At 65.6% G+C, this 12,091-nt stretch carries 9 protein-coding genes; all 9 read right to left on the bottom strand.

What is annotated here, in order from left to right; all coding sequences use genetic code 11:
- Position 1 precedes the first annotated feature (1 nt).
- The 9 genes from HV670_RS06695 to HV670_RS06655 all read right to left on the bottom strand — a co-directional run bounded on the left by HV670_RS06695 (position 2) and on the right by HV670_RS06655 (position 12,091).
- Entirely contained in the window at positions 2-1,396 is a 1,395-nt protein-coding gene (locus tag HV670_RS06695) for a glycosyltransferase (RefSeq protein ID WP_175103963.1), read from the bottom strand.
- Positions 1,393-2,526 carry a glycosyltransferase gene (locus tag HV670_RS06690; protein WP_175103961.1) on the bottom strand — a complete coding sequence of 378 codons (1,134 nt, stop codon included), beginning with the start codon at positions 2,524-2,526 and terminating at the stop codon, positions 1,393-1,395. The genes HV670_RS06695 and HV670_RS06690 overlap by 4 nt, the downstream gene beginning before the upstream one ends.
- On the bottom strand, positions 2,526-3,038 hold the full coding sequence (locus tag HV670_RS06685; protein WP_175103959.1) for an acyltransferase: 513 nt from the start codon (positions 3,036-3,038) through the stop codon (positions 2,526-2,528). Before HV670_RS06685 ends, HV670_RS06690 begins: the two co-directional genes overlap by 1 nt.
- Positions 3,035-4,231 carry a glycosyltransferase family protein gene (locus HV670_RS06680; RefSeq protein ID WP_175103957.1) on the bottom strand — a complete coding sequence of 399 codons (1,197 nt, stop codon included), beginning with the start codon at positions 4,229-4,231 and terminating at the stop codon, positions 3,035-3,037. Before HV670_RS06680 ends, HV670_RS06685 begins: the two co-directional genes overlap by 4 nt.
- A gap of 50 nt (positions 4,232-4,281) precedes the next feature.
- The gene (locus HV670_RS06675) at positions 4,282-5,505 is read right to left on the bottom strand and encodes a hypothetical protein (protein WP_217478375.1); all 1,224 of its coding nucleotides are present in this window, start codon (positions 5,503-5,505) and stop codon (positions 4,282-4,284) included.
- A gap of 34 nt (positions 5,506-5,539) precedes the next feature.
- A complete protein-coding gene (locus HV670_RS06670; RefSeq protein ID WP_175103954.1) occupies positions 5,540-6,496 on the bottom strand; it encodes a glycosyltransferase family 2 protein in 957 nt (318 codons plus the stop codon).
- A 17-nt stretch (positions 6,497-6,513) separates the two neighbouring features.
- Positions 6,514-7,956 carry a lipopolysaccharide biosynthesis protein gene (locus HV670_RS06665; RefSeq protein ID WP_175103952.1) on the bottom strand — a complete coding sequence of 481 codons (1,443 nt, stop codon included), beginning with the start codon at positions 7,954-7,956 and terminating at the stop codon, positions 6,514-6,516.
- A 7-nt stretch (positions 7,957-7,963) separates the two neighbouring features.
- Positions 7,964-9,934 carry an acyltransferase family protein gene (locus HV670_RS06660; RefSeq protein ID WP_175103950.1) on the bottom strand — a complete coding sequence of 657 codons (1,971 nt, stop codon included), beginning with the start codon at positions 9,932-9,934 and terminating at the stop codon, positions 7,964-7,966.
- Positions 9,935-10,018: 84 nt separating this feature from the next.
- Positions 10,019-12,091 carry a right-handed parallel beta-helix repeat-containing protein gene (locus HV670_RS06655; protein WP_175103948.1) on the bottom strand — a complete coding sequence of 691 codons (2,073 nt, stop codon included), beginning with the start codon at positions 12,089-12,091 and terminating at the stop codon, positions 10,019-10,021.

Here is a 12,091-nt window from a genome sequence, read left to right as displayed (position 1 = left end):
GCTAGCGCCTCCTTGATGAAGAGGCGAGGCTGACGCTGCCGACCAGATGGCCCGCGGCGGTCTCGATTCTGAAATGGCGCTGGTAGCACGCGAAGGCGGTGTCGCGCATCGTCGAGCGCGCCGCGGGTGGGGTTTCCAAGGCCCAACGCCGCAGCGCATCGGCGACGCTTTCACGCGTATCGTCGCAGACCCAGCCGCCACCCGCCATCTCGATCTCGCGCCAGATATTGACCTTGTTCGTGATGATGACCGGCGTGTGCGAAGCCATTGCCTCGACCACGGCGATTCCGAAATTTTCCTGGTGGGATGGCAGCACAAACACCTCGGCCGTACGCAATGCGCTCCATTTGAGCGCACCGGCGAGCATGCCGGTCCACACAATGCGGTCGGCGACCCCGCGCGATGCGGCCATGCTCTTGAGTTGTCCGAGCAAGGCGGGCTCAGACGGCCCCGCGATCACGAGGCACAGGTCCGGATCATGCGGGGCGACGTCCGCGAATGCGTCGATCAGCAGGTCGCAGCCCTTTTTCTCGTGGATGCGCGACAGGAACAGCAGCACGCGCTTGTTTCTCACTGAGGGGAAGGCTTCGCTGAAGGCATCGGCCTGCTGGTCGGCATCGGCAGGGACCGAGTCGATTCCGAAGCCGTTGACCGCGAGTCGGTGGCGATCGGTGAGGAAGGGGCGGCGCGCGAGTTCGAGTTCGGTCTCGCAGGTGAACAGCACACGGTTGGCCCGATCGAACACCCAGCGTTCGAGCAGTGCCCAGTACACACGCTTCTTCAGATGTTTCTTCGGATAGGTATGCTGGAACCACGGGTCGAGCATGCCATGCGGAAACACGAGCAGGGGCGTGCGCGTGCCGACCACGCCGCACCAGGCCGCAAAACTGTGGAATTGCCAGATACCGTGGACCACGAATGCATCGAAACGCGTGCGGTTCTCGCGCAGCCAGCGCACGAGGGGCAGGCTCAGCCCATAGAAGCCCCGGCCCGGGCCGACGCGGTGCACCGTGGCATCGACGCGATCGAAGCCCGGACCGTCGGGGGCATCGAGCGTGACGACTTCACTCGTGCAGCCGAGCGGTGCCATATGGCGGACCAACTGGACGACCGCCTCGGCGACGCCGCCCATGCGGGGGTCGAGCGAGGGGAGGATATGCAGCACGCGCAGCGGACCGTGTGCGGCGGCCCCAGTCGGCAGGCCTGTGAGCGGTAGCGTCGCACCGCCGACGCGCGGCGCTGCGGCGGCCACGCTTGCGCGTTGCAGTGCGAAAGCGGCGGCCACCGGCGGCAACGAGATGGCGGACGGATCGGGTCTCGATGCCCCGGGCATTGCGCCATCGGTGTCACCGGCGTCACGTGGGCGCTTCTGCGGACTCGAATGAAATGGATTCACAGGTAGAACTCCTTCGGCCGTTGTGCGGTGCCGATTCGATATCTGAGGATCTGTTCAAAATACGAGGCACCCGCTCGCGCGGTCAGCCGGTCATGGGCCCATCGGGACCGTGTGTTTCTTGCGCGAGGCGTGAGCAGGCTGCTGCCCTCGAGGTCCTTGATCGCGGTCGCAATCGCGAGACTGTCGCCGGGGCGCACGACGCGGCCGTTGTGCGGGCTGTCGAGCAGGATGGAGGCACCCGCATGACTCGAGGCCACCACGGCCGCGCCCGCCATCAAGGCTTCGCTGACCACTGCGCCCCAGCCGTCGTCCTTGCTGATCGACGGCAGCAGGAGCACATCGAAATCGAGCATCCGGCGCCGAACCTTTTCGATCGGCAGCACGCCGCAAAACTCGGTGTCGACGCCGAGGTCGCTCGCCTGGGCAATCAGGCGGTCGCGCAACACGCCATCCCCGATCAGCGTGAGGCGAGCGGGGCGCCCGAGCGCCCGGATCGCGGGCAGCAGGAGGTGTACGCCCTTCTTCTCGATGAGCCGGCCCACGTAGGCGATACGCAACTGCGTGGAGGTGGTCCGCTGCGCGTCGAGGTCAACGGGTGGCGGCAGGAAATAGGCAAACGGGAAAACCCGCTCGCGCCGGTAGCCGACCGAACGAAACCACGGCGGGCCGTGACGCCCGATGGCGAGTACGAACTGTGCCTGCCGCCGTAACGCAGTCTCGGTGAACCAGGACTGGATGAAGCGCACGGCCCCGGCGAGGCCGGCATTGTCGCGCGGCTCCGACATGATCCCGAAGGGCCGCCGCTCGCGTTTGACGATGGCGAGCGCGCTCGTCAGGGTGCGAAACCAGCGGATCCCCGAAAACACATGCAGGCAGGAATTGCCGCCGCGGTTCACGATCGTCGCGATTTCCTCGTCGCTCGGCGCGACGACGGTCGGCGGCAGCGCGACCGACCCGTCACCCCAGCCGAGCGCCTGGCGCGCTTCGGGCACCCCTTCATGCGCGACGCAACTGACCTGGACGCCGGGGCCGAGCCGTTCGGCGACGGCGTTGATAAAGGCGGACTTGTGCGGCGAGACGCACGGTTCCCAGAACACGATCTGCGCATACATGGCGGCGGACTTGTCCATCAGAGTGCTCGTTTGATCGTCGCCGGACAGCCGGCGAGCAGGGTATCGGCCGGATAGTCGCCGGCCAGCAGCGTGGCGCCAGCGGCAAGGATCGAGGCGCTGCCGATGCACGAGCCGCCGAGCACGACCGAACCCGTGCCGACCCAGCTGCCGTCGGCGATCGTGATCGGCTGCGAATAGCCGGCGCCCGCACGCCGGCGATGGTCGCCGACACGGTGCGAGCCCGTATGGAAGATCACACGCGGCGCGATATCGCAGCGCGCGCCGATCACGATGGCGGCATCGGGCGCGACGATAAAGAGCGTGCCGAGCCCGATCCAACTGTCCTCGCCGATGGCGATCCGCCCTCGGCCGTAGAATTTGACGCCACCGGTCAGCTTGGCGCCCACGCCGATTTCGAAGCCGAGCGTATTGAGCAGCGCGCGCTTGAGCGCGAAGCCACGGGTGGCGGGCAGTATCGCCAAAGTAAGATTGGCAAGCGGATTGCGAACGAGGTCGAGCAGGCGGTTCATTGTGTAGTGGATGCAGGAGTGACACCGAGGAATTCGACAAGCCGCCGGCCCACCGAGCGCCGGCTGCATTGGTCGACGATGCGTCGTTGCCCGGCCGCCGCGACGCGTTCGTAGCGTTGCGGATCGGAGGCGATTTTGGTCAGCAGGTCGGCGAGGGCGGGGCCGGTCGCGTCGGTCAGGATCGCGGCTGTGTCGCGATCGAACAGCAAGGAGATATCGCTGATGTCGGTGGTCAGCACGAGCAGGCCGTGGCTCGCGAGCTCGATGACCTTCGACGGAAAGGTCGTCGCATTGATTTCGCTGCCCGGCAACCGCAGCGACAGGCCAACGTCCGCCTGCGCCAGGATCTGCTTGTATTCGTCGGCGCCGATGTCTTGCCGCACATCGAGCTTGAAACCGCTCGGCGAGAGCTCCTCGGCCAGCGCCGCGAGTTCTTTGGCGCCGCCGAAACCGGTCACGACGAAGTGCGTGCGCGCCGCGAGTTCCGGCTGCGTGCGCGCGAGCTCACGCAGCCCCGCGGCAAAGACATCGAGGCCCGTGGAGGTCTCGATCGAGCCGCCGTAGAGGAACGTGACAGGCGCGCCGAATTCCGCACGCTGCGGTTCTATCTCAGGTGAGACACCGTTGACGACACACGCGTCCTCGATGTTCATCAGATCGGCAAGCTGACGCGACACGACGATCGTACGCCGGCTGCAGATGCGCGACATCAGACGCAGGCTGAGCCGGCTCACGTAGCCGCGCAGGTCCCTTTCGTCGGCGCGTGGTCCGTCTTCGAGATCCATGACGACTTTCTCGCGACCGAGCCGCCACCGCAGGAAGGCTGCCACCGGCACATATTCAGGGAAATAGTTGTAGAACACCACACCATCGCCGCTGCGAATCCGGCGCATCGCGAACGTGAGATAGACGAGGGCGGCATAGACACGGTTCAGCCCGCGCACGTTGATCGCGGGCAGATAGGCGCAGGCCAGCCGCTGGTCGTGGCAGACGAAGCCGTTGAAGTGCCGCGGGCCGCGGCTCGCCGTGACGATCGGTGAACTCACGATGATCGACGGGCTGGCCTGGCTGCGCACGCCGGCCGCCATCCCACTGACCTTGTGCGAAGCGGCGCCGATCAGGAATTTCTGGTCGGTGCGGCAGTTGTAGCGCGGCAGCACGATCGGTGCGAAGAAGAATTGGCGTGGAGTCATGGTGTTCGGATCGGATAGAGGGGCGTGGAGGCGCGGGACCGTCGGCGCGCTCAGGCGCGCAGGCGGCGCGGGGCCGTCAGGCGCGTGAGCGTGTGGAGATCCGTCGTCGCGCGGACATGGCGGGCGAGATGAATCGCAAAGACCACCATGACGATCTTGTCGAAGTCGAACGGCGCGCCGTTCTGGCACATCATCAGGATCAGGAACAGCGCACAGATGCCGCCCCCGGCCACGCGCACGAACATCAAGAGCACGATGAAGCCGAGCCAGCCGAACGCGAACAAGGTGTTGAACGCACCGTTCTGGAAGGGCGCATCCTCGAAGCGCTCGACCATGCCGTGCTGGATGAAGTATTCGAGCGCAGCCGTCATCGGAATGCCGAACGGTGCATGCGCAAGAATATGGGCCCCCAGCTCGAAGGGCTGAAACACGCGCAGGCCCGTCGACACGTCATTACCCGACAGGATTCGCTCGAGCCGGCCCGGCTCGGCTGCGAAGATCGGCAGCGCGATCGTCGCGAGTCCGAGGGCCGCGAGGCACAGCATCACGCTCTTGTTGATATGGCGGTGGTAGAACGCGAACATGAGCACGAGGTTCGCGAGCAGCCCGAAGAACGTCTGCGAGAGCAGGCAGGCCGTGAGCGCCGAAAGGTTCGCGACGATTCGCGCGCGGCCGCGCAGGGTATGCAGGCAGACGAAATTGAGGAAGAGACTGACGCCGCCGAGATATGAGGGCTCGGAGAAGCTCGCCGATGGGCGGACCTTGAAGTCATAACCGTGTTCGCGCGCATGTTCGGCCCAGGCGGCGGCCAGCGAGACGTCATTGCTATTGATGAAGAACTTCGTCGGCACATAGAGCGCGATGCCCTTGCGGCCCGCGATCGTTTGGGCGAGCGCAGCTAGTGTGAGCAGCAGCAACAACACGAGTGGCCACATCGCGTTGAACTTCGAGAAGTCGTGACGCGGCATCCCGTTGAGCCCCCAGGCGAGCAGCAGCATGCCGGCCGCGAGCCGGGCCTCGCGCGGCATGTTCGGCAATTCGGGCAGGAAGATCGTGGTCCACAACAAGCTCATCGAAACGGCGATCACGATGACGCCGGTCGTGAACGGCGTGATGCGCATGCGCATATGCCAGGCGAGCAGGACGAAGAGCAGGGCGGCGACCGAAGCAAAATAGTTGAGGCCGAACTGGATCGCCGGCAGCAGCAGGATCAGGCCGTGGGCAAACGGGTTCGCGCGCAGATCGGCGAACGGGCGCAAGAGGATGCGTTTCATGTCGAGGCCCTCGTCGAGCGCTTGGGCATCCTGCTCATGCATTCACCGCGACGGTCTCGACGTGGCGCACGCCGAGCAGCCGCCCATAGAGCGCCTTGCCGCCGCGCCCGCCGAGCAGGCCGATCGCGAGCCAGAACGCGGTGCGCTTCGAGCCGCGGTCCGCGATCAGCGCGCGCGCGAAGAAGTCGAGGGCCTTGAAATAGTGGGCACCGAGGCGAGCCTTGCCGTTCGCAATCAGCGCATCGACGATGACGCGTTGCTTGAACGCCGCGAAGTCGATGTGCGCATTCATCTCGGCACCCCACTTCTGTTCGATCGCCGCGAGCCCCGCGAGTCGCCGCTTGAGATTGACGCTCGTGCGCTCCCCGCCATGCTGGACGAATGTCACGTGCGCTTCGTCGACGTAGCCGAAATCGCCGAAGGCGAGGCAGCGCAGCCACATGTCGAAATCCTGAAAGCTCGGCAGCGTTTCATCGAACAGTCCGGCTTCGACGAGCACGGCCTTCTTCACGAGCGCGAGGCTCGTCGAAGTCGGGCATTCGCCGCCGAGGGCCTGGGTCCGGGTCAGCACCGGAGTGCTCGGCCGGCAGCGCCGCGCGTGGTTGAACTCGACGTCGACATCGATGTAGTGGCACAGCGCCGCGACATACGGTGTGCGCTCGAGCAGCGCGACCTGCTCGCGGATCTTGCGCGGCAGCCACAGATCGTCGTCGTCGAGAAAGGCGATGAATTCGCCGCGTGCCCGCAGGATGCCTGTATTGCGGGCGCCGCACGCCCCCTTCGAACGCGCGTTCGGGATCACGATGACGTTCTCGCCGAGATTGGCGAGGGCCTCGCGTACACCGCGTTGTTCGTCCGGATCGGTGTTGTCGTCGACGACGATGACTTCAAGCGCCGGATAGTCCTGCGCGAGGACCGTTTCGACGGCGTGCCGGACCATCGTCGCACGGCGGTAGGTCGGGATGACGGCGGTGACCAGGGGCGAGTTCATCGGGGAATCCTCTTGGTTCAGGCGAAGCGCAGCGCGCGCCGCAGCACGAACATCTGCTCGGGGTTGAAACGGCTCAGGTGCCACAGACCATAGGCAAGGGCGACGAGCCCCGGCACGATCAGGCGCGGCAGGGCGGCCCAGCCGAGCGAGTCGATCGCGCGGCTGGCCAGCATCGCGACGAGGCACACGCCGATGCCGAGCAGGACTTGCCAGCGCAGCGCGCGATAGAGCGCGCTGAACGGCAACTCGAGCAGCCGCGCGGTCACGCCGAGGTGGACGGGTGCGCTCAGCAGCGTGGCGACAAGATAGCCGGCGGCGATGCCCTGCAGGCCGAAATGCGCGCCGACGAGCCAGCATGCGATATGGAGCACGGCGACGCAGAAATTGAGCATCAGCAACCAGTCGGTGCGGCCCTTGACCATAAAGACCGCGGGCGCCGTGCTCAGCACGGCCTGCACGAAACCGACCGGCGCGAGCCAGACGAGGAGCGGCGCGACGCTCGCCCACTTGGCACCGAGCGCGACCGCGATAAACGGCTCGCGCAGCGCAACCAGACCGCCCATCAGGGGCGCGGTGATCAGCGCGACGAACGACACGCTCTGGAGATAGCTCGCGCGTTGCTTGTCGGGGTCGGTCTGATGGGCGCTGAGCACGGGGTACAAGGCCTTCGACGCGACGAAGGCGATGCTCTGCAAGGGGTAGAGCATGATCTTGAAGGCGAGCGAGTAGGGGCCCAGGGCAATCGCGCCGAGGACCTTGCCGACGATCATCGAATCCGCATTGCGGTTCAGGTAGATCACGAGATTCGACAGCGTGAGATTCGACGAGAAGCCGAAAATGCCGCGGACTTCCTTGCCGTCCCACCGGAAGCTCGGCCGCCACGGCGAGGCAAGATACATCTGCATCGACGACATGCTCGAGTGAACCACCGCCTGGATCACGAGGCTCGTGAGCCCGAGGCCGAAGTGCGCCGACAGGATCGCCGCGCACATGCCGCTCGTGTACGAGAGCACATCCGAGCGCGCGACCGTGCGGAACTGCGAGGCCCGTTCGAGCAGGGCCTGATGGGCCGCACCGAAGCTCATGATCGGGAAGGTCAGTGCGAGGCCGCACAGCACATGACTCAGCGAAGCGGAATTGAACAGCCGGGCGAGCGGTACCGAGAACGCGATGATCGCGAGCCCGATCGCGGAGCCCGCGCTGACGTTGACCCAGAACACCGAGTTCGCGAGCGTCGGTGACATGTCGCGACTGCGGATCAACGCCGGACCGGTGCCCATATCGCGGAGCAGCCCCGCGAAATTGGTCACGACAGTCGCGAGCGCCATCACGCCGAAATCGGCGGGACTCAGCAGGCGCGACAGGATCGACAGGCCGACAAGCTGCACGACACTCTTGGCGATCTGCGCCGTCGCGAGCCAGCGCGCGTTGCGCCCGACCGAAGGTTGAGGGGTGGACATGGGCGGCTTAGCTTGCGTCGAAGATCGGACGGAACAAGGGGCTCAGGCGCTGGCTGCCTCGTTCGCTCAGGTGGTCGCCGTCGATATAGAGCGGCATCAGGGCGTCGGAACCAAAGCAGCGTCCGTCGTGACACAGGTAGGGCACGGGGTCGAGTGTCTTGACGCCGCAGCTCGCCGCGGCTTCGCCGATCGCCGCGCGCGCGAGTGCGTTGCGCTGGTAGTAGGCCGATTCGGATATTGAGACGTCGTCGGGATGCTTGCCGAGGATCAACGATTTCGCGAGATAGCTCGGCACGTCCCGGTTCATCTCGGGGATCGGCATCAGCACGTAGACCGGGCGGCTTTGAGCGAGCGCACAGAGGTCCTTGGTCAGGAAGCTCGCGTAGCGCGTGCGGCGTTGGGCCAGGTCGGTCAGGGGACGCTCGCCGTTGTAGCCGATCAGGATCGTCGGGTCGACACTGTCGGTCTTGCCGTCGACGTAGGCCGAGAAGCGGGCGACCACGATCACCGGCACCGTCGCGGGGAATTGGCGGATCTCGTCGTTCACGCGTTGGGCGAAAAAGCGGCAGGGGCCTTCGGTGTGCTTGTCGAAACGGCTCGCGCCGAGGAAGGGCGGGCAGCCCGACGTACCGAAGAACATCACGCTGTCGTTGCTTGCGGCTGCGGCGGTCACGACACCCGGGATCACGGCGTTGCCGTGGCTGTCGCCCCACACGATCGCGCCGACCTTGGCCGAGGTACCGTACTTGCAGCCGATGTCGCCGGATCCTTCGACCATGCGCTGCAGGCTATTGGTCAGGCACTCCGTGCGGCGTGGATCGACATCCGTGCTGGCGGCCGCGACGAGCTTGACCTGATTCGGCAAACGGGCCGCCGCGCCGTTGGCGAACGTCACGGCCGTGCAGGCGAGCACGACGGCGATCGGCGCGGTCGCGAGCGTGCCGACACCACGCAGGCCGAAGCGGTCGCGCAGTCCCGCGGCGCGGCGCTCGATGAGTTCGTAGGAGAGGAAACCGAGCAGGATCGAGAGGGCAAGGCCGCCCGCGATCACGAGCGGATGGTGGCTCGGCAGGTCGAGATAGTGGATCAGGACCGTCAACGGCCAGTGCCAGAGATAGATCGAGTACGACCAGCGCCCGAGCGCCTGCACGGGAACGAAGTTCGAGAAGGGGCTGTCGTTCGCGGCGCTGAGGATCACGAGCGCGGCACCGAGTACCGGCACGAGCGTCATGACGCCGGGCCAGTCGAAGGCTTCGGTGAAGAACAGACCCGAAACCAGGATCGCGATTAGACCGATCGCCTGTAGGGTGTTCGCCATGCGCGGCGCGAACTTGAAACGTTCCGCGTTGAGCATGACGAGGCCGCCGGCGACCATTTCCCATGCGCGCGTCGGCAGCAGAAAGAAGTTCGCTTCGGCATGGTTGCGCGCGATGATGGGATCGAGCGCAAACGAGACGAGCCCCATCAGGACGAGCAGGACCTGGAACACGCCGCGCTTGTTGCCGAAGAGGCGCGCCCCGAGCATCAGGATGATCGGGTAGATGATGTAGAACTGCCACTCGACGGCCAGCGACCAGGTATGGAGCAGCCATTTGCTCTGCGAGGAGGCATCGAAATAACCGGCCTCGCGCCAGAACACGAAGTTCGAGATGAAGGTCAGCGCCGCGCCCGAGTGTTCGGCGAGGATCTTGTACGCATGCGGGTCGAGGTAGAACCAGCCGAACACCATCAGCACCGCGGCGAGCGATGCGAGCGCGGGCACGATCCGCGTGAAGCGCGCGACGTAGAAATCCCAGAGGCTGAAGCGGTCCTTGTCGAGCCGGCTGACGACGATTGCCGTCATCAGGTAGCCCGAGATCACGAAGAACACGTCGACCCCGATAAACCCGCCGTTGAACCCCGGCGTCTGGAAGTGGAACAGCGCGACGAGCGCGACGGCCACCCCTCTCAAGCCATTGATGTCTTTTCTGAAGCGCATGATGTTGCGTGTCCCGTGTGAAATCGCCTGCTGCCCCGTTGCCGGTCCGAACTGATTTGATCTGTTGCTTGCTGTGTATGTCTTCTATGGCTTGCCGCTTGCGGCATCGATCGCGTGAAACGGTGAAACCTGGAAACCCTGCCGAAGCGCCGGCGACCCCGGGGCGATCTGCAGATCGGCGAGCGAATTGCGCTGGCTGTCGGGCATCGCCTTGAGGAAGCTCACATCGCCCGAACCGAAGGTCTGCTCGACATCGATATACGGCGTTGCACGCGCATCGATCGAGGCAGGCTTGCCGTTGATCACGGCATTGCGGCGCACGATATTGCCCTTCGGTGCGCCCGGTGCATCGTTGAGCAAGGTCGCGAGACTCGGGTAGCGCGTCGAATAGGGCGGCTGGGTGAAATTGACGAGTGTCAGCTGGTGGCGCAACTGCCCGTTCGGGTCGTCGGCGAGACCTTTTTGCCAGGACAGCCCGCGCGAATCGATATAGATCGCCGGAGAGCAGTTGACGAACAGGTTGTCTTCGACGAGGTTGTCGCGGCCGCCACCGATGAAGATCGCCTGATTGACCTTGGAGAAGATGTTGCGGCGGATCGTCGTGCCGCCGCCCTGGTCGTCGAGATAGATGCCCATCGTCGCCATCGGTTGCGCGGCGCTGCCGATGTCGTGCAGGAAGTTGCCTTCGATCACCGTACCGCGCGACGTCCAGTCGCGTCCCGTGTAGATCGCGCCCGTGTCGCTCGCTTCCTGCGCGACGTGGTCGATCTCGTTGCCGCTGATCACGAGGTCGTTGCCGTTGAAGATGATCGCCGCATGCGGACCGTCGTAGAGGTGGTTGCGCTCGACGCGGTCGCCGACGCCCGAGAGGCTGATCGCGGGACGATAGGCGCGCGAACGTCGTGCGTAGTCGTGGACCACGCTGTCCTCGATCGATACATTGCCGCTCGCGAGTGTCTGGTGGTTTCCCGCGTAGACGACAAAGCCGCCTTCGCCCGTATTCGAGACATGCATGTAGCGATAGTGGCTGTCGCGCGCGGTCGACCAGACGCCGACACTGCCCGCGTTGCGCACGCTCGTGTGCTCGATGGCGACGTTCAGGCCGCTATTGATCTCGATCGCATTGCCGCGTGTGGTCTCGAAACTGAGGTCGCGCACCGTGAGGTTCGAGACGGCCGTCGCGACGAGCAGTTGATTGCTGACCGAGGCTTCGACGTCACCGTCATGCAGCGGGGCGGGGGGCCAGAAGTAGACCTGCATGGCCTGGCGGTCGATGTACCACTCGCCGGGATGGTCGAGTTGCGAGAGTGCGTTTTCGAAATACATGCGTTGACCGGTCTTCATGCCGAAGGCCGGTATGGGTGCGGCGAGCGTGACCGCGCCCGAGGTGGGGTCGACCGATTCGACGGGCAAGGTCGTATCGGCCCAGTCGCGCGCCCAGTAGCCCATTGCGCGCAAGTCGGGCTCGCCTTTGAGCGCGTCGAGCGGCGCACCCGTCACGGTGAAACTCGGTCCTTTCTCGCCGGCCGGCAGCGAGGCAATCGTCGCAAAGCCCTGGCTCGGCCAGCGCGCGAGTGTCTGCGGCTCGCCGCGATAAAAGAGTTCAAGGGGGGCGGGGGTCACGCGAATGCCGAAACCCTGGCGCTCGAAGGTGCCGGCGTCGTCGATGGCGCTATCGGCGAGTTTTGCAACGAGCACGTGGCCGCGCGCGGTGGCCGGCAGGCGGCCCGCCGCGGCGTCGTTGGCGCTGACCGGGCGAAAGCCCTGGACGACTTTCGCGCCGGAGATGATGGTCTTGCTTTCGCCCGCGCCCGAGAGCGTGACAGGCGTGCCGCGCCAGCTCGAATCGAGTTGAAGGCGCAGAGGTTGCGTGAGCCTGTAGGTCCCTGCATCGAGGACAATATCGATGCGATCGGCGCTGCCGCCCACAAACCGCGCCTTGTTGGCAGCGAGCACGGCGACGGCTGCGTGCAAGCCCATATCACCGTTCGCGCTGGTCGGCGCATTGGCCGCGCTGACCTGTGCATCGGCGGCCGTATCGGTCGCGGCCGCGCTCACATGGAGGGTCAGCGCACTCGCCAGGGCCGGCAGCAGGGACGCACCAAGCCCGAGCCAGCAGGCCCCTCGGCGTGCCGGACGTAAAGAGTCGAGCCTCAT

It is taken from the genome of Pararobbsia alpina, assembly GCF_902859895.1.
Lineage (GTDB): Bacteria > Pseudomonadota > Gammaproteobacteria > Burkholderiales > Burkholderiaceae > Pararobbsia > Pararobbsia alpina.
The sequence above is the reverse complement of the archived record's forward strand: the minus strand, read 5'-3'. Positions and strand labels throughout refer to the sequence as shown.